Source organism: Rubellimicrobium sp. CFH 75288 (assembly GCF_009904055.1).
GTDB lineage: Bacteria > Pseudomonadota > Alphaproteobacteria > Rhodobacterales > Rhodobacteraceae > Rubellimicrobium.
In genome coordinates, this window is the sequence record NZ_WYDP01000025.1 from 1 (window position 1) to 17,727 (window position 17,727).

General features: G+C 69.9%; 19 protein-coding genes and 1 pseudogene. 12 read left to right on the forward strand and 8 right to left on the reverse strand.

Going from position 1 to position 17,727, the window contains the following annotated elements; genetic code table 11:
• A pseudogene (locus GT358_RS14910) lies at positions 1-825 on the forward strand (glycogen debranching enzyme GlgX); the annotation flags it as partial.
• Positions 826-840: 15 nt separating this feature from the next.
• On the opposite strand, the gene GT358_RS14915 reads toward GT358_RS14910, so the two are convergent.
• Together GT358_RS14915 and GT358_RS14920 are read right to left on the reverse strand one after the other, a co-directional pair.
• Positions 841-1,827, reverse strand: a complete 987-nt coding sequence (locus GT358_RS14915; protein WP_166583436.1) for a putative zinc-binding metallopeptidase — start codon at positions 1,825-1,827, stop codon at positions 841-843.
• 35 nt (positions 1,828-1,862) lie between these two features.
• Positions 1,863-2,684, reverse strand: a complete 822-nt coding sequence (locus tag GT358_RS14920; RefSeq protein WP_166583437.1) for a transglutaminase family protein — start codon at positions 2,682-2,684, stop codon at positions 1,863-1,865.
• Positions 2,685-3,086: 402 nt separating this feature from the next.
• Here GT358_RS14920 and GT358_RS14925 point away from each other — a divergent pair, with 402 nt between their 5' ends.
• The 4 genes from GT358_RS14925 to GT358_RS14940 all read left to right on the forward strand — a co-directional run bounded on the left by GT358_RS14925 (position 3,087) and on the right by GT358_RS14940 (position 5,552).
• Positions 3,087-3,368 (forward strand): hypothetical protein, encoded by a 282-nt coding sequence (locus GT358_RS14925; protein ID WP_166583438.1) that lies wholly within the window; start codon positions 3,087-3,089, stop codon positions 3,366-3,368.
• Positions 3,369-3,539: 171 nt separating this feature from the next.
• Positions 3,540-4,193 (forward strand): hypothetical protein, encoded by a 654-nt coding sequence (locus tag GT358_RS14930; protein WP_166583439.1) that lies wholly within the window; start codon positions 3,540-3,542, stop codon positions 4,191-4,193.
• Positions 4,190-4,600, forward strand: a complete 411-nt coding sequence (locus tag GT358_RS14935) for a phage holin family protein (RefSeq protein ID WP_166583440.1) — start codon at positions 4,190-4,192, stop codon at positions 4,598-4,600. Before GT358_RS14930 ends, GT358_RS14935 begins: the two co-directional genes overlap by 4 nt.
• Positions 4,581-5,552 (forward strand): DUF3618 domain-containing protein, encoded by a 972-nt coding sequence (locus GT358_RS14940; protein ID WP_166583441.1) that lies wholly within the window; start codon positions 4,581-4,583, stop codon positions 5,550-5,552. Before GT358_RS14935 ends, GT358_RS14940 begins: the two co-directional genes overlap by 20 nt.
• A 138-nt stretch (positions 5,553-5,690) precedes the next feature.
• On the opposite strand, the gene GT358_RS14945 is transcribed toward GT358_RS14940, so the two are convergent.
• From GT358_RS14945 to GT358_RS14960, 4 genes are all read right to left on the reverse strand, one after another.
• Positions 5,691-8,336, reverse strand: a complete 2,646-nt coding sequence (locus tag GT358_RS14945) for a glycosyltransferase family 4 protein (protein WP_166583442.1) — start codon at positions 8,334-8,336, stop codon at positions 5,691-5,693.
• 75 nt (positions 8,337-8,411) lie between these two features.
• Positions 8,412-9,209 (reverse strand): hypothetical protein, encoded by a 798-nt coding sequence (locus tag GT358_RS14950; RefSeq protein WP_166583443.1) that lies wholly within the window; start codon positions 9,207-9,209, stop codon positions 8,412-8,414.
• Between the two features lie 67 nt (positions 9,210-9,276).
• Complete coding sequence (locus tag GT358_RS14955; protein WP_166583444.1) at positions 9,277-9,468, reverse strand: hypothetical protein; 192 nt, start codon at positions 9,466-9,468, stop codon at positions 9,277-9,279.
• 136 nt (positions 9,469-9,604) lie between these two features.
• Positions 9,605-11,023, reverse strand: a complete 1,419-nt coding sequence (locus GT358_RS14960; protein ID WP_166583445.1) for a short-chain fatty acyl-CoA regulator family protein — start codon at positions 11,021-11,023, stop codon at positions 9,605-9,607.
• Between the two features lie 147 nt (positions 11,024-11,170).
• Between GT358_RS14960 and aceA the strand changes: the two genes are divergently transcribed.
• Positions 11,171-12,457 carry an isocitrate lyase gene (aceA, locus tag GT358_RS14965; RefSeq protein WP_166583446.1) on the forward strand — a complete coding sequence of 429 codons (1,287 nt, stop codon included), beginning with the start codon at positions 11,171-11,173 and terminating at the stop codon, positions 12,455-12,457.
• A gap of 17 nt (positions 12,458-12,474) precedes the next feature.
• Positions 12,475-12,681, forward strand: coding sequence for a hypothetical protein (locus tag GT358_RS14970; protein ID WP_166583447.1), 207 nt, complete (start codon positions 12,475-12,477; stop codon positions 12,679-12,681).
• Between the two features lie 43 nt (positions 12,682-12,724).
• Here the strand turns inward: GT358_RS14970 and bfr are convergent, their stop codons facing one another.
• Positions 12,725-13,222: a bacterioferritin gene (gene bfr / locus GT358_RS14975; RefSeq protein ID WP_166583448.1), complete on the reverse strand. Its 498-nt coding sequence runs from the start codon at positions 13,220-13,222 to the stop codon at positions 12,725-12,727.
• Complete coding sequence (locus GT358_RS14980; protein ID WP_166583449.1) at positions 13,219-13,461, reverse strand: bacterioferritin-associated ferredoxin; 243 nt, start codon at positions 13,459-13,461, stop codon at positions 13,219-13,221. Before GT358_RS14980 ends, bfr begins: the two co-directional genes overlap by 4 nt.
• Before the next feature lie 195 nt (positions 13,462-13,656).
• Between GT358_RS14980 and GT358_RS14985 the strand changes: the two genes are divergently transcribed.
• The 5 genes from GT358_RS14985 (at position 13,657) to GT358_RS15005 (ending at position 17,723) form a co-directional block, all read left to right on the forward strand.
• Complete coding sequence (locus tag GT358_RS14985; protein ID WP_166583450.1) at positions 13,657-14,247, forward strand: DUF2585 family protein; 591 nt, start codon at positions 13,657-13,659, stop codon at positions 14,245-14,247.
• Positions 14,248-14,325: 78 nt separating this feature from the next.
• Positions 14,326-15,375 (forward strand): Gfo/Idh/MocA family protein, encoded by a 1,050-nt coding sequence (locus tag GT358_RS14990; protein ID WP_166583451.1) that lies wholly within the window; start codon positions 14,326-14,328, stop codon positions 15,373-15,375.
• The gene (locus tag GT358_RS14995) at positions 15,375-16,187 is read left to right on the forward strand and encodes a sugar phosphate isomerase/epimerase (RefSeq protein WP_166583452.1); all 813 of its coding nucleotides are present in this window, start codon (positions 15,375-15,377) and stop codon (positions 16,185-16,187) included. Before GT358_RS14990 ends, GT358_RS14995 begins: the two co-directional genes overlap by 1 nt.
• Positions 16,188-16,270: 83 nt before the next feature.
• A complete protein-coding gene (locus tag GT358_RS15000) occupies positions 16,271-17,074 on the forward strand; it encodes a GH25 family lysozyme (RefSeq protein WP_208103563.1) in 804 nt (267 codons plus the stop codon).
• Positions 17,075-17,111: 37 nt separating this feature from the next.
• Positions 17,112-17,723: a phosphatase PAP2 family protein gene (locus tag GT358_RS15005; RefSeq protein WP_166583454.1), complete on the forward strand. Its 612-nt coding sequence runs from the start codon at positions 17,112-17,114 to the stop codon at positions 17,721-17,723.
• Positions 17,724-17,727: the final 4 nt, after the last annotated feature.

Consider the following 17,727-nt stretch of genomic DNA (forward strand, 5'->3'; position numbering starts at 1 on the left):
GATGCCCGTGCCTTCTGGCGCAAGGACCCGGGCCTCGTGCCCGCCATGAGCGAGCGGCTTCTCGGCTCGCCCGTGCAGTTCAACCACTCCCACCGCCCGGCCACGTCCTCGGTCAACTTCCTGTCGGCCCATGACGGGTTCACGCTGTGGGACACGGTCAGCTACAACGACAAGCACAACGAGGCCAACGGCGAAGACAACCGCGATGGCCATTCCCACAACCTGTCCGACAACATGGGGATCGAGGGCGCGACCGAGGACGAGGCGGTGAACGCCGCCCGCGAGCGTCGGGTGCGCGCCATGCTCGCCACCCTGTTCCTCAGCCAGGGCGTGCCCATGCTGCTCGCGGGCGACGAGATGGGGCAGACGCAGGGCGGCAACAACAACGCCTATTGCCAGGACAACGAGATCGCCTGGCTTGACTGGTCCGCCCCGCGCGAGTCGCTTCTGGGGGCCGTCCGGGCGCTTGCGGCCTTCCGGCGCGAGATCGGTCTGCCTTCGGCGCGCTTCGCGCGCGGGCCGGGGGAGGGAGAGGGTCTTGCCCCCGAGGCGGCCTGGCTCCACCCCGCTGGACGTCCGATGGAGGAGGGCGACTGGGCCGACGGGGACCTGCGGATCTTCGGGCTCGATCTGCGCCTGCCGGAAGAAAGGGGACGCGTGCTCGTCCTGCTCAACAGCGGCGACGACGCGACGTTCTGCCTGCCCGACGGGCGCTGGCGGCTCCGGATCGACACGGCCCGCGATCTCGGGATCGCCTGCGACGAGCAGGGCGAGGGCGAGGTGCAGGTCGGCTGGCAGAGCGTGCAGGTCTGGGTTCCTGCCTGACCGGAACCCCGTGGCTCAGGCGGCCTTGCGCCGCCGCCCGCGGCCATGCGCCAGATCATGGACAAAGGCCAGCTTCTCCCTCACGGCCGGAGCGAGCACGAAGGGATAGAAGTCCGGCTGGCCCATCGAACGGTTCATGGCGTTCATGGCCAGGGCGAGCGGGATCCAGGCGGAGACCAGTGCGTCCATCGGGTCTCCGCCACCATAGGGGTCCACCCCCTGGGCAAGGCCGTAGCGCAGCGCCGTGTCGAGACCATCGGTCATGTGAAGCCAGTGGGCGAAGGTCTCGGCCCAGTCCTCCCATGGATGCATGGTGGCATAGGCCGAGACGTGCCGCTCCTGCCAGTCGGGTGGTGCGCCCTCGCGGTAGTGCCGTTCGATCGCCGCGCCGTAATCCGCATCGGGATCGCCGAACAGGGCCTCGAAGCGGGCCCTCTCGCCTCCCTCGTCCACCAGCACGTCGAAGAAGAAATGACCGACCTCGTGCCGGCAATGGCCCAGAAGGGTACGATAGGGCTCACCCATTTCCACGCGCATCGCCTCGCGGCGGTCGTCGTCGGCTTCCGCCACGTTGATGGTGACAAGGCCGTTGTCGTGCCCGGTCATCACGCGCTCCACCGTGCCGTCCGGCCCTTCCGCATCGGCAAGAAACCGGAAGCGCAGCCGGTTGCCGCCGGCCGTCTCCAGAGGCAGGCCGAGGCGGAGAAGGGAATAGACGAGCCGCCGCTTGGCATCCTCCAGCCGCCGCCAGCGCTCGACATTGCCCGGCATGCGGAGGTCGGGGATGGTCTGCGTCATCTCGCAGGACCGGCACAGCGCCCCTGTCTGGCCGGCCTCCCACGAGCAGCCGATCATCTGTCGGTTGGAACAGGCGACCCGACCGGCCAGGGGAACGATCGAAAGATCGGCCGGATCGAACGCCACCTCCGCTCCGCAAGCCAGACAGCACAGGCTGTCGAAGTGGAGCTCGGCTCCGCAGGAGGGACAATCGAAGCGGCGCATGACGTTTCTCTCGCCCGGACGGGGCGGACCTCCTCCTACTCGGCCGCCTCGAGCTGCGGCGGCACCTCGTCGCAGAAGACGGCAAACCGCTCCAGCCGCGAGGCGCCGAAGGTCGTGAGCATGGGCACGTCGGCCGCATCGCGCCCCCGGACCATGGTGATGCGTCCGATCCGGGGCACGTTGTAGCGAGCGTCGAACACGTACCAGCGCCCGCCCAGATACACCTCCGTCCAGGCGCAGAAATCGCCCGGCCCCATGTCGGGCCACTCGATGTCCCCGAGCCATCCTGATGCGTAGCGCGCCGGAATGTTGAGGGCCCGAGCGAAGGCGATGACCATGTGGGCATAATCGCGGCACACGCCCGAGCCGTCCCGCAGCGAGGTGGAAGCGGTTCGCTCGGTGGAAGCGGCGGCATAGTCGAAGCGGATCGTCTCGTGCGCGAAGTCGCAGATCGCCTGAACGCGGGCCCAGCCGTCCGCGATCGCGCCGAACCGGTCCCACGCCTCCTGCATCAGGAGATCGCTCTCGCAATAGCGGGACGGCATCAGGAAGGGCAGGGTCTCGGGCGGCAGATCCTCCACCGGGTGCTGGACGGCCTCCGGGACAACCGGGTCCGGCTGCCCGCTGTCGGTGGCCATGCCGTTCCAGACAAGCCGCGTCGTTCCGGGGGGGAGGACCAGACGGCAGCGCGTGTTGCCGAAATCGTCCTGAAACGTCTCCATCGGAACCGGCGGCTCCGGCTTCAGGGGCTCGGCCGCGATACGGGCCAGTTCTTCCGGGCGCGGACTGAGCGCGAGAATGGCGGGCGTCGGCGCCTCCACGGCCACCGCGATGTCGAAGCCGATGCGAATCAGCATGGGAGCCTCCTGCTCTGCACGGGCCGGGGAACGACGCCGGCCACGGGGAGGTCAGCCCCCCGGTCGGCTCCCTGATCAACCCGCAGGAAGCGCCCGGGTTCCAGCTTTGTCCTGCCGAGACGGAACAGGCGTGGGGTCCGGGAGCCGGAACCCGCAGCCCGTCGAGGCGTTGCGACACAGAAGCCGTCCCCGGACGAGCCCCCGATCCCATGAATTCGTGCCGCCTGGCGCGCCGGGTCCGACGCGCCCTGCCTTGGAGACTTCCGATGCTTCGCTTCCTCGCTTCGATCCTTTCTCCCCTGCTCCCGCGGACGGCGCCGCGCAGGGAGCCGATTGCCATCCCCATCCGGCGCGACGACTGGCGCGCGCCGAAGGCCGGGGGGCGGCGCTTCTGACGCGCCCATGTCCCTGCTTGCACTGGTCCTCGGGGGGCTGGCGGGTGCCGTTGGCGCCGGATCGTTTCTCGTCGCCGGCCTGAGCCTTGGCCTGCCCCCGCAAGGCGTCCTGATCGGCGCCCTCCTCGTGGGGGGCCTGGCTGCCTTGTGGCTGGGCGCCGTCCTCGAAGCCGCCGTCACGCGCACGGACCACGCCCGGGATTCGCGGGCCGATCGGCCGTCGCCGGTCGCGCTGATGTCACGCAACCGCAACCGCCCGGCCCCCCAGGATTGCGGACGGGAGCGCTGAGGCCGCCACCCCCGACGGCACGCCTCACGTGGTCGGGAACCGCTTGTGACCGGCCGCGTTTGGCCCTCGTCGCGCCACTGCCTTCCGGTTTTTCGGCCCCGCTCGATGGAAGCCGCCGCAATGGCCGGGGCGCATGATCCAAACGGGCGCCCTTTCATCAAGGAGACGCAAATGAGCCACAACGACATGACCTCTTCCCCGTCCGGCGGTTCGGCGTCCGCCCCGGGATCTGCATCCGGCGCCCTCGAGGGTCTGGCCGAAGCCGGGCGCGAGACGCTCGAGGACGTCAAGGCGCGGGCCTACGGGGTCGCGTCCCGCACGGCGGAGGCCGCCAAGCACGAGGCGATGGCCCGCGGAGAGGCGGCCAAGGACTCGCTGGCCGGTCTGGTGCACACGCTCGCCTCCTCGCTGCGCGATGCGGCGGGCCAGGCCGGGGAAGGCGAAGGCACGATCCAGGGCAAGCTGATGGCGGCCGCGGCCGACAGCATCGAGGACATGTCCGAGTCGATCCGCCACCGCCCGCTCGGCGACCTGATGGGGGAAGCCGAGGCCTTCGCCCGGCGCAATCCGGGGGCCTTCGTGGCCGCCGCCGCCCTTGTCGGGTTCGGCATCGCCCGATTTGCCCGGGCTTCCTCTCCGCAGGAGCCCTCCCGTCCGGGATCGGCCGGAGGCGCCGGGGTCGGCATGACGCCGGCTGGGGGAACGGGCACAGCCATGCGCGGCGGGATCAGCACGTCGGGCATGAGCACCCATGGCGAGGACGATGACAGCGCCGGCGGCACCATGGCGGGCGGGCTGTCCGGTCAGGACCGGACGATGCCATGACCTATGACGCCGATCCCCGGCCGACCGGCACCCTGCTCAGCGATGCCGTCACCCAGCTGACGCGGCTCGTCCGCGGCGAGGTCGCCCTCGCCAAGGCGGAGGTCGCGCAGAACCTGCGCAATGCGGGGCTCGGCATCGGCCTGCTTGCGGGCGCCGCCATCCTCGCCCTTGTCGCCCTTCATGTTCTGGCTGCGGCCCTTGTGGCCGCGCTGGCTCACTGGATCGGGGCAGGCTGGGCCGCGCTCGCGGTGGGCGCGGTGATCCTCGTGATCGCCCTCCTGCTCGCCCTGCGGGGCATGAACGCGCTCAAACCCGAAAACCTGGCGCCGACGCGCACCGTCCGCAACGTGCAGGCCGACGCCCAGACGATCAAGGAGACCGTCTCCAATGACCACCACCAGCACTGACCCCCGCGACATCGAGGCGGAACTCGCCAAGGACCGGGCGCAGCTCGCCTCGACGCTCGACGCCCTGTCCGACCGCATGTCGGTGGACAATCTCGCGCAGCAGGCGCTGGGCGTGATCCGCAGCAGCGCCGGCACGGCGACCGTGTCCGTGGATCGGCTGGTGCGGGGCAATCCCATCGGCATGGCGCTGATCGGCGCGGGCGTGGCCTGGCTGTTCCTGGGCCCGAAGCTGCGCAGCCGGACCGAGCAGGCGCATCATGCGGCAGGCCCCATCCACGACGACTGGCAGCCCGAGGGCGAGGATCGCGGATGGGCGCGCGAGGTGCAGTCGCTCCGCCGCAAGGCCATGGACGCGCTGCACAGCCTGGAGGACGAGGCCAAGCGCTACACCGGCAGCGCGCGCGACTTCGCGGCCGAACGGGCTGCGGTGATCTCGGGGTTCGCGGCCGACCTGCGGTCGCGCCTGGCATCCGGGCTCGACAACCTGCCCGATGAAGCGCGCGAGCGGATCATGGCCGCGCGCGAGCGGGCCTATGGGGCGATGCTGGAAGCCGAACGGGCCGGTCGGCAGGTCCTGCGCGATCCGGGCCGTGCCCTCGAGGAGCATCCCTTTGTCGCCGGCGCCGTGGCCCTCGCCCTCGGGGCGGCCCTCGGGGCGGTGCTGCCGCGCACGGAGATGGAGGATCGCACCTTCGGACGCGAGCGTGACCGTCTGCTCGACGAGGCGGCCCGCATGCTGAAGGCCGAAAAGGATCGCGCGCTCCAGCTCGCCTCCTCACTGGGCGAGGAGATCAAGGCTGCCGCGACCGAGACGGTCGAAGCCGTGGCGGAGACCGCCAAGGACAAGGCACAGGACGCCGTCCACCGGGTCCAGGAACGTGCCGACGACGAGATGCGACGGATCCAGGGCGGTCAGCAAGGCTCGTCGGGCAGCGGACCGATCGTCGGCTGACCTGCGCTCCCGCCGCGCAGAACACAGGCGGGGGCCGGCAGCGGGCCGGCTCCCGTCCGCCCAGAGGAGTCCCGAGGGTGCCAGCCGTGCGGCTTCCGGCCGCACGCTGCGTCGGCGCGGTAGGCGCAGATGCCGGGCTCAGGCCGGATCGGAACAGAGGTCCGCATAGTGCGACGCGAAGGCGTCGAAGGGTAGCGCGGGTTCCGTGGCGAAGAAGCGCCCCAGTTCGCAGACCCGCTCCGGCCAGTCTGCCATGACGGTTCTGACCGAACGGCCGAGGTCTTGCGGATCCGAGGCGTCCGCCACCTCGTGCGGATAGCCGAGGTCCGACAATTCGCCTGCCAGCGAGGATCCGGTCGAGACGATCAGATACTTGCGCGCATAGATCGCCTCCCAGAGCACGCCGGAGCCGGAGACGGCATAGCGGCCGGAATAGGGCAGAACCAGGCAATCCATCCGGGCCAGGGCGTCGGCATATTCCTCGTCGGTGAGGAGCCCTGTCAGCCAGTCCAGCCGATCCGTTGCCCGGGCCTGCAACCGGGCCAGCCGATCGGACGAGTCGTCCCCGAACTTCTGCAGCTCGGCCGGATCGATCTGGACGATCCATCCGGGGCCGTCCGGCTGACATTCCTCGATCGCCGCCAGCAGGGTCCGGAAACCTCGCTCCGGCCGCGTCGCTCCGAGGATGCCGAAATGCGGCTCCTGTCCGGCGACGCGATCGAGATCCGCGGCGATCGCCCTCATGCGTGCGGCGGCAAGATAGGGAAACTTGTAAACGGTCCAGCCGGGGGAGGTCTGCTGGAGCCACTGCGCAGCCGCGGTGGTCTCGGTGAACAGCAAGGTGCGGGCCGCCCAGGGCGTCGCGGCGCCGGCCATGCCCTCCGACAGCAGGCGTCCGTGGAGCGACGCGGCCGCCGGCTCGAGCAGGTGATCGACGTCGATGAGACCGATCACCAGCCGCCGGGGCTTGGGTCCCTGTCCTGCGGCCAGCCATCGGACCACCCCCAGGAGCATGAAGGTGCGCGCCGAATGGATGATGAGCGTCTCGGGCGCCTGCCGCTCGAAGATCACCTCGATCTGGCGCGCGAAGGATCTGGCGAGCCCGTCGAGTTCCCGCTCGCGCAGGGAGATGTCGCTATAGACGTAGGGCGAAAAGATCGTGGCCGGGCAGACCTTCAGGTTCCGGAGCGTGGCTCCCTTCTCGGCCCGGTCGATGACGATCTCTGGAAGCCGGCCGGTCCGGTCGCGCACGAAATCCGAAAAGAAGCGGTTGTAGGTGGCGTGATGACCGGCCCGGTCACCATGGCCGGGATCAAGGATCACGGTCCCCTCGCCGGGACGGATCTCGGCCCTCGCTGCCGGCACAAGCTCCGCGGCTGCGTCCCAGTCTCCGTAGAGAAGCAATCCGTTGCGCAGGACGTTGAGGGCGTGATCCGGTACGGGCTGCTGGCGATGGGCGCGGCGATAAAGGGCGTGCGCCTCCTCCGAGCGTCCGACCCGTGTCAGGCTCAGGGCCATGTAGGGCAGCAAAGCCGGCGGGCTGTCCGGCGGCGGCCATCCCGTGGCAAGGGTGCCGGCCTCGTCGCGATGGCCGCTCCGGCACAGGCAGTGGATCGCATTGATGCGCGCCCAGTCGTCGTTCGGCATGGCGGTCGCGATCATCGCCCAGGCGGCCCCTGCCAGTCCGAGCCTGCCGCCGTTCTGCCATCGCATGGCATGCTGCCGCAGGTCGTATCGGCGGCCCTCCAGAAGCTCGGCGACCAGAGGCTCCAGCCGCCGGAAGGCATCCACCGTCTCCACATGCTCGAGCGCATGATCCACGAGATGCGGAAGCAGGCCATCCATGTCCTTGGCGAGCGCGCCGGAGCCATTGACGAGCAGGATTGCCGTCTCCGCGGGAGCGGCCCTGATCTCGGCGAGGAGGCGCAGCCGCTCGGATTGCGCCTTGGGCACGGCGGCGTCCGCAAGGGCGCGCAGCAGGGCGGCACCCTCCGCTCCATCCAGATAACCGAGCCAGCGCCAGAGCGCCGGCAAGGACAGCCTGCCCGAATCGATGGCCCGGATCAGGATCGCCGCGGCCGCGCCTCGTTCGGCCTCCGGCAGGTCCGAGTAGGTGAGCAGCAGATGCAGCGGGTGCTGGCCCAGGGCAGGGTCCCGAGCCACGGCCTCGCGGCAGAGATCCCTGCACCGGACGAGGAGGTCCCGATCGCCCGTGGCTGCGGCGATCCGGGCCCCCAGCAGCGCCTGATGGAACCCGATCCGGCCCGAGGCCGTGATCGTCTCGAAGACCGTCCGCGCCTGGGGCGGGAAGCCTGCGAGCTCGAGCATGTCGGCAAGCCGCACGAGGTCCGGGCGCGATGCGCCGCTGGCCTGGTCGATCTTGTGCCGCACCAGTGCCTCCACCTGTTCCGGCGGGGCAAACCGCAGGATGGCGAGCCGGCTTTCGAGATCGGCCGCCTTGGCATCGATCAGGGTTTCGAGAAAGCGCGCGCTCTCGGGGCCCGGATCGCGCAGGGCCCTGCGGATCACGCCGCCCAGGGCTTGATGCGCCTCGCTCCAGACCGCTGCCGTGAGCGATCCGTCCGCCAGGATGTCCGCCAGGCGCTGCGGCTCCGGGAGGTCCGTCAGGCAGGCCGCCACGCGGCGGATGAACCGGATCTCCTCCGGCTGGGCGCGGTGCAGCGCAGTCCAGAGGACGAGGGCGGCCTCGCTCTGGCCGGACTCGCCCAGATGGACGGCGGCTTGCCGGATCTCTTCGCGTCGATCGACAGGCAGAGTGTCCATGTGGTTCTCCGATCTCACAGCCCTGCGCCGCAAGACCCGATCGCCCGGAAGAGGCGGTCTGCCGGAGGGGTTCGCTCAGGCCCCGACGGCGAGCGACAGGCGATCCAGATGCGCGTTGCGCAGGGCGACCAGGTGGGTGTGGAGCATCCGGTGCCCGAGGCGCGCCATGCGCTCGGCCGCATGACGCTCGTAGGCGGCGATCTGCGGGGCCAGCGCGCCGTTCAGGAACGCGATCTCCTCGGCGCTGAAGTCCGACAGGAAGCGGTCGGAGATCCCCTTGTAGAACTCGGGCACGGAGGACCGCCTTTCCTGCATCTGCGCCGCGATCAGGCGACCGAGCGCGCCGTAGCCGAGGTGCCGGCACAGCAGACGGACGGCCGCATCCTGATGGTTGGCCGTGATGTAGTAGGGGATCGCAAGCACCTGCGGACAGTCGAGCCACGTCTGCAGGCTTCTGTACTGGTGCGCGATCGGACCCGTCAGGTCCTCCACCCGGGTCTTGGAGGCAAACCAGCGGGTACTGCCCTTGGCCCGGTCGGATGCCCCCGCATCCAGCATCGACCGGCACGCATCGCGCGGATCCCGGAACGAGGTGAAGGCTTTGACCAGACCCTGCTCCAGGAGGGGGCGCACATCGTCCGGCAGGGGACCATGGGTCTTGATGATCAGCGTTTCCGGGCCAGCCGCCTCGAGAATGGTCTGAACCCGCTCCAGCGGGATGTGATCGTAGAAGACCGAGGCATTCTGCCCGAGCAGGCGACGCAGGACGGCGTAGAGTTCGGTGCCATCCACCCGGTCGCGCAGGGCCACGGCTGCCTGGAACAGGAATGTGCTGCCGGATTTCGGCTGGCCATGGGCGATGATGAGCGGCATGCACCGTCCCCGATTGCAGGGAGGGCGGGCGGCGCAGCGCGGCTTGCGTCGCCCTCAGGACGGGGGTTCAGGAGGCTGCGGCGATCTTCTCGTCCCGGTTCGTGCTGGCGGCGGCCCGGTGGACCATGCCGAACGCCCTGGACAGCAGGCGCTGGACGTCCATGGCCGTCGCGGTTTCGGTCCAGGTGCCGTCGGGGTTGCGCTTTCCCTCGACCACGGCCAGTTCCTTGAAGATCGCGTAGATCAGATCGTCGCTCATGTCTGTTCCCTCGGAGCGCTGGGCGGGGGACCGATCGCTCCGGTCCGTGGCCGGATCCTGTCCCTGCGACAACGATGACAGCAGCGCGGCGGGAAGTCCATCGGTTCTGTTTCCCTAGCGGAAGGCTGCCCATCCGTCAGGTGCCGAACGGCGAAAGGCTGCGCGTGAACTCCGAAAGCTCGAGGGGCCGGGCCAGAGGCGGAGCGGCGCGGCTCGCGCAATGGGGCCGTTCGCAGAGACGGCAGTTCGGACCGATGGGAACGGCCGGCGCCTCCCGCCAGCCGCGCGCATGAACGAGATGGCTGGCATACTTGATCTCGCAGCCCAGTCCCACGGCGAAGACGGGCTCGGGCTCGCCCCATGGCAGCGTGACGCGCCGCACCGCCCGCGCGATGGAGAACCAGCGCGCCCCGCCCGGCATCTCGATCACCTGCGTGAGGGTGCGACCCGGATGGGCCAGCGCCTCGTGGAGGTTCCAGCGCGGACAGGTCCCCCCCATCCGGGCAAAGGGAAAGGCTCCGGCGGAGAACCGTTTGGACACGTTCCCGGCGGCATCGACCCGGATCATGAAGAACGGCACTCCGCGAGCGCTCGGACGCGACAGGGTGGTCAGGCGATGGGCCACCTGCTCCCAGCTGGCCCCGAAACGCGCCGCAAGCAGATCCACATCATATCCCGTCTGCTGCGCCGCATCGAGAAAGCTGTCGTAAGGCATCAGGATCGCTGCGGCGAGGTAGTTGAGCAGGGCGATCCGTCCGAGCCGCCTGGCCTGCGGCTCCTCCAGGGTCTCGAGCAGGGGGTCGATGCCCTCTCCGGCCTCGATCAGCCCCAGCTGGAACGCCGCCTGAAAGGCCCTTCCCGATGGCTCCACCAGTTCCGAGACAGCCAGCCGCCGGCGGTGCCGGTCATAGTGGCGCAGCGCCGCTCCCATCTCCGCATGCGTCAGCACGGCGAACCGGATGCGGTGGCGCTCTTCCAGACGGCGGACCATGGCAGCCAGCCGGTCTCCTGAGCCGAGCCCCGCGACGATGGTTTCGGCGGCGTCCTCGAGGGGCGGAAAATGGTTGGACCGCTCCTGAAGAAAGGAGCGCACCCGGTCCACCGGGTCCGGCAGACCGGGCAGCAGCGGCTCGCCGCGCTCGGAGGGAGCCGCACGCTCGGCCAGCCCGTCCTGCAATTCGGCCAGCGCAACATAGGCTGCATGGAGGCGGCGAAGCGCCTGCAGAAGGCCCGGAGCGCCATCGAGAGCCGCCCGCAATTCGGCCCGCGGCACCGGCACGTCCCGCAGGACGGGATCGGCCAGGACTTCCTCGATCTCGCCTTGTGCCCGCGCATCTTCCGCCCCCGAGAAGTCGCGTGCATCGACGGCATAGGTCTCGTTGAGCCGGATCAGCAGCTGGGCGGTCAGCGGACGCTGATTGCGCTCCACCAGGTTCAGGTAGCTGACCGAGATGCCCAGTTCGGCGGCCATGGCGCTCTGGCTGAGCCCCAGAGTCGTGCGGAGGCGCCTGAGTTGCGCGCCGGCCATCACCTTGCGACGGGCGTCGGAGGCCATGGTCGCATCCTTCACAAAGTCATACCTGTTTACAGGATACAGACTGTCGAAGTTTTGCAAGACTGCCTTCGGGCCGATCTGTCCGACTGGTCGGGATGCGGCGATGCAGCATCATGGTCCCCAGCACGCAGCTGGCGGAGACACACCATGTCCGATCTCGGGTTCGACGACCTTGTTCCTCACGCGCCGCGCGGCCGGTTCGACGGCATCCGGCGCCCCTATTCCCCTGACGACGTGGCGCGCCTGCGCGGATCGCTCACGGTGAGCCACACGCTGGCGGAGCGGGGCGCCAACCGCCTCTGGCAACTCCTGCACGACGAGCCCTTCGTCCCTGCGCTGGGCGCCATGACCGGCAACCAGGCCATGCAGCAGGTGCGCGCGGGGCTGAAGGCCATCTATCTCTCCGGCTGGCAGGTCGCGGCCGATTCCAACACGGCCGGCGCGATGTATCCGGACCAGTCCCTTTATCCGGCCAATTCGGGTCCCGAACTGTGCCGGCGCATCAACCGCACCCTGCGCCGCGCCGACGAGATCGAGGCGTCCGAAGGTCGGGTCAGCCGCGACTGGTATGTGCCGATCGTGGCCGACGCGGAGGCGGGTTTCGGTGGACCCCTCAATGCCTTCGAGATCATGAAGGCCTTCATCGAGGCCGGCGCGGCTGGCGTCCATTTCGAGGACCAGCTCGCGTCCGAGAAGAAGTGCGGGCATCTGGGCGGCAAGGTCCTGATCCCCACGGCGGCGCACGAGCGCAACCTTGTGGCCGCCCGGCTTGCGGCGGATGTGATGGGGGTGCCCACGCTCACGATCGCGCGGACGGACGCGGAATCGGCTCAGCTCATCACCTCGGACATCGACGAGCGCGATCATCCCTTCATCGACCGCGCGTCGCGCACGCCCGAAGGGTTCTACCGGCTCAGGCCCGGCACCGGCCTCGAGCACTGCATTGCGCGGGGCCTGGCCTACGCCGAGATCGCGGACCTGCTGTGGTGGGAAACCTCGCACCCCGACCTCGAGGATGCGCGCCGCTTCGCGGAGGCCATCCACAAGCACTATCCGGGCAAGCTTCTGGCCTACAACTGCTCCCCGTCGTTCAACTGGCGCGCCAAGCTCGACGCCGGCACGATCGCACGCTTCCAGCGCGAGCTGGGCGCGATGGGCTACCGGTTCCAGTTCGTCACCCTGGCGGGGTTCCACGCGCTGAACCTGTCGATGTTTGAACTGGCGGACGGCTACCGCGACCGCGGCATGGCTGCCTATTCCGAGATGCAGGAGCGCGAGTTCGCCGCTGTCGAGCGCGGCTTCACTGCCGTGCGCCACCAGCGCGAGGTGGGGACAGGCTATTTCGACCTGGTCGCCACCACGATCACGCAGGGCCGTTCGTCCACCACCGCCATGGCCGGCTCGACCGAGACGGCCCAGTTCCAGCACGCCTGACGCAAAGGAGACGGATCATGTTCGACATGAACCCCGAAGCGGGCCTCACTGCCCACCAGGCCCGGCGACTCGATGCCGTGCGCGAGGCGGCGGCGCAGCTCAACGCGGCGATCCGCGACGCCGTGGATGCCGGCCTCGCGGTCGAACTGACCCGTGCAGCCCGTCACCATTCCGGTCAGGGCTGCTGGGGCGACCAGATGCGCGCCATGGTGGTGAAGTGCTGACACGCACGGCCCCGCATCTCCTGCGGGGCCCGTCGGCCGGTCCTTACTTGTGGGGCGCGTCGGCCTTGTCCATCGGCTCGGCGTTGAGAAGCTCCCACCGCTCGCGGCCGATCCGGTCGAACAGGTCGAGCTGGGTCTCGAGGAAGTCCACATGGCCTTCCTCGTCCTCCAGAAGGTCCCGGAACAGGTCCTTGGAGACATAGTCGCCGACCTTGTCGCAATGGGCATAGGCTTCGCGGTAGAGCGCCACGGCCTCCTTTTCGGCCGCCAGGTCGCATTCGAGCGTCTCCCGCGCCGTCTGGCCGATGCGGAGCGGATCGAGCTTCTGGAGATTGGGATGGCCTTCCAGGAAGATGATCCGCGCGATCAGCCGGTCGGCGTGATGCATCTCCTCGATGCTTTCCTCGCGGCTTTTCTTGGCCATCCGGCCGAGTCCCCAATCCTCCTGCAGACGATAGTGCAGCCAGTACTGGCTGACGGCCGTCAATTCGCTGCGGAGCGCGCGGTTGAGGTATTCGATGACCTGGGGATCGCCCTTCATGAACCCGTGTCCTTCTGAGGCAGTCGCAGGCGCGGGGGACCTGCCGGCACCTCGAGATTAGCGTTCCCCTCCATGGTGGCAAGGAACAGCGGGAGGCAGCCTCCGCAATCGGGACGGCGACCCAGCGCGCGATAGACCTTGCCGGGCGTGATCAGGGTCTCTGGATCGGCAGCGCGCATCCAGTCGATGGCGGCGTGGATCTCGGCATCCGAGATTCCGGTGCACTGACAGACAATCATCGCCGCTCCCCCATGGGCTGACCCTGCGCGTCTCCTGTGACGACAGCGTGACGGGCAGACGATAGGTGCACCGGCGAACGCCCGGCGTCAATCCTGACCGGAGTGGTCGGAAAAGGGCAGGAGGGCGGCGCAGCGTCGCGGTGCGACGGTCCGTTCCGTCTGGACAGCGGCCCGAAGACATGATCGGCCTTGATCATGCTGGCGCGACCCTCCGCAGCCGATCTGCGTCCCTGGCTTCTCGCCGGCCTGACCGTTGCCGCGACGGCGGCCGGCCTGCTGGCGATGGGCCGCGCGCCGTTCGCCCCGTCCGGGCAGGCGCTCCTGTGGTATGGCGATCCCTGGGGCCCCGAGGCGTCGGGGCATGTCCTCGACTGGTATGCGCCCTCCCATCTGATCCACGGGCTCCTCTTCTATGCCGTCCTGTGGATGGCGCTGCCGCGGCTGGCGGTGGCGTGGCGCTTTCTTCTCGCGGTGCTGATCGAGGCGGCCTGGGAGATGGCCGAGAACTCGCCCCTCGTCATCGACCGCTATCGCAGCGTCACGGCCTCCAAGGATTACGGGGGCGACACCGTTCTGAACGCGACCGCCGACATCGCGGTCATGGCGGCCGGCTTCTGGCTGGCCCGGTTCCTGCCGGTCTGGCTGTCCGTGGCTCTGGTGATCGGCTTCGAGGCCCTCACGATCTGGCTCATCCGAGACGGGCTGGCGCTCAACGTGCTGATGCTGCTGTGGCCCGTGGAGGCGATCCGCGACTGGCAGATGGCCATCGCGCCGGCAGGGCCCTGATCCTTGACCTTGCGTCCCGTCGCGGCCGAAATGGCCGCGACCGGACCCGCGGCTGACGGGCCGAACAGGGGGGAGGCGATGGCGGCACGGATCGGGGTCGTGGGGATCGGCTGGTGGGCGGTGACGATGCACATCCCCACGCTGCAGGATTGCGACGGGGTGGAGGTGGCCGCGCTCTGCGACCTCGACGAGGAGCGGCTGCGCGTGGCCGGAGAGCGCTTCGGCATCGCGGCGCGCCACCGCGATCTGGATCGCATGCTTGCCGAGGAACGGCTCGACGGTCTCGTGGTTGCCACGCCGCATGTGGCCCATGCCGGCCCGGCCGTGGCGGGGCTCGAGGCGGGGGCCCATGTGCTGGTGGAAAAACCGATGGCCACGTCGGCCCAGGATGCCCGGGCCATCGCCGAGGCGGCGGCGCGCACCGGCCGGCAGGTCATGGTGCCGACGGGCCTCAACTTCACCAAGGCGGCCGGGCAGGCCCGGGCTTGGCTGCGCGACGGACGCCTGGGCGAGGTGCGGCATGTCGTCTGCCAGATGGGCTCTCCGCTGGACGACCTGATGGCGGGCCGACCGATGGCGGAGACGGCCGATCACCTGTTCCGCCCGCCTCCTTCCACCTGGGCGGATCCGGCCCGGGCCGGCGGCTACGGCTGGGGCCAGCTCAGCCACGCGCTGGCCTGGGTGGCCTATGTGACCGATCTCGGGCTGGACCGCATGGCCTGCCTGGACGGGAAGTCCCCGACCGGCGTGGACTACTATGATGCCGGCATGGGCCGGTTCACCAACGGTGCCACCCTGGCCCTGTCCGGCGCCTCCACGGTTCCCAAGCATGTCGGCATGCACACGGATGTGCGGATCTACGGCACGGACGGGATGCTCGTCTTCTCCAACCTGCCCGCCCGGCTCGAGCTGCGCCGGCATGACGGACGGGACGCGGCCCTGCCCATGACCGACTTCGAGGGGCTCTACGACGGCGCGCTGCCGGTGCGGGCCTTTGCCAGGCTGTGCCGGGGCGAGAGGGTGGAGAATGCCTCCGACGCGCTCAACGGCCTGCGCGTGACGGCGGCGCTCGATGCGCTCTACCGCTCGGCGGCATCGGGCCGGATCGAGCCCACGGGGGTGGCCTGATGCGGCTTTCGCTCACCTCCTGGTCCTTTCCGGCGCTGACCCTGCCCGAGGTCGCCCAGGTGGCCCGCGCCCTCGGGGTCGGGGCAATCGACACGGGCTACTTCTACCGGGCGGCCCTCGACCGCGAGGAGGTTCTGTCCGATCCCCTCGCCGCGGCGGAGCGGCTGCGCGGCCTCGGCGTCGATGTCGCCAACCACTACCATCTGTGGGGGCGCGATCTGGCGGACCGCAACCTCGCCCTGCCGGACATGGGCGAGGCACAGATCCGCGATCTCGAGGCCGTGCTGCGCTTTGCGGAGGCAGCGAACATCCCCACCGTGTTCGTCCTGCCGGGGCTGGTCAATCCGGGCCAGTCGCGGCGCGAGGCCGCCCGGACGGCCGCGCACAACATCCGCCGCCTGCTCGATGTGCCCGGAGCCCGCGCGAGGCTCTGCATCGAGCCCCACGTCCATTCCTGGGCCGAAAGTCCGGACCTCGTGCGGGAACTCGTGGAGGAGACGGGGGTGCGGCTCGCCCTCGACTACGCCCATTTCCTCTGTCTCGGCTACCGGCAGGAGGAGGTCGATCCGCTGGCCCCCCATGCGGCCCATGTCCATCTGCGCCAGGCCCGGCCCGGCCTGCTCCAGGCCAAGTTCGCCAAGGGCACGATCAACTTCCCTGCGCTGTTCGGCACGCTGCGCGAGGCGGGTTATGACGGTGCGCTCGCGCTCGAGGCCGTCCATCAGGACTACATGGACACGCTGCACGACGATGTCATGACCGAGACGGTCGCCTTGCGCGACGCGTTCCGGCTCTGGGCGGAGGGTGGCTGATCGCCTCCCTTCGGCCTTGCCCTGCCGGCGCATCGTGCCCCAGACTGGCCGCGGGACAGGCGGCAGGGGGGCGGGTCATGCGGATGGCGCTGGGTTTGCTGGTCGCGGTGGCGGTTCTCGGTCTTGCCTCCTGCGGCGGTGGCCAGACGGGGCGTGCCTCCGGCATGTCGGCAGCGGCACGGATGCCCGTGGCAGTCAACCCGCCCGCCTTCGGCGAGTTGCACCCTGTCGCCTGGCGGGGGCCGGGTCCGGCGGCCTTTCCGGTCCACGGCATCGACGTGGCCCGCTATCAGAGCGCCATAGACTGGCCGCGCGCGCGCGAGGCCGGGGTCAGCTTTGCCTTCATCAAGGCCACCGAGGGAGGCGATCGCCTCGACCCGCTGTTCGAGCGCAACTGGCGCGAGGCCGGTGCGGCGGGTGTCCCGCGCGGCGCCTACCACTTCTTCTACTTCTGCCGCCCGGCGGAGGAGCAGGCCGCCTGGTTCATCCGCAACGTTCCGCGCGAACGCGGTGCGCTGCCGCCCGTGCTGGATCTCGAATGGAATCCCCATTCGCCGACCTGCACGTTCCGCCCCCGGCCCGAGGTCGTGCGGGCCGAGGCGCTGCGCTTTCTCGACATCCTCGAGCGCCATTACGGTCAGCGGCCGATCATCTATACCGATCCCGGGTTCTTCCGCGAGAATGACCTGATGCAGCTCGCCGGCGAGGAGGTGTGGCTGCGCTCGACCGCGCGGACACCCGAGGAGGCCTATGGCGTGCGGGGCTGGACCTTCTGGCAGTATTCCGGAACGGGAACCGTCCCCGGCATCGCCGGACCCGTGGATCTGAACACGTTCGGCGGGTCGGAGGCGGATTGGCGCGCATGGCTGGCGCGGCGGACGATCTGAGGGCAACTTCTCTGACGGTCCGGCGTTGTCGGGCATCATGACCCAGCCCGAATCCCTCCCCGACCTCGAGCGCGCCGATCGCGACGCGGGCCTGCACGCCGCATCCTGGCGCGACCACCCGGCCGTTCAGGCCGCCAGCCTGTTCTGCGAACTGGCCGACCAGCCGCCCATGTTCGCGACGTCGGCCGCGCTGCTCGTCGGCGGCCTTGCCTCCGACCGGCCCCGCCTGGCCGAGGCGGGTGCGCGGATGCTGCTCGCCGTGGCTGCCGTGACGCTGGTCAAGACGGCGATCAAGGCGTCCGTGACCCGCACCCGCCCGAACGTGGTGCTGGAGGAAGGCCGCTACGAGAGCCGCCTCGGCGGCGGTGCGGACGGACCGGATGCCTCCTTCCCGTCGGGCCACACCGGCAACGCGGTCGCCGCCGCCCGGGCCGTGGCGCGGGTCTTTCCCGAAGGCCGGGTTCCCCTCTATGCCGCGGCCGCCGTCGCCTCGGCCGTGCAGGTCCCGCGCGGCGCGCATTACCCGGCCGACGTGGCGGCGGGGGTCCTGCTGGGCCTTGCGGCAGAGGCGGCCGTGGACCGCGCCTGGCCGCATCTGATGCAGGGACTCGACTCCGTCGCCGAGGCTCTCGGCAGCGAAGCGGCCTGACCCC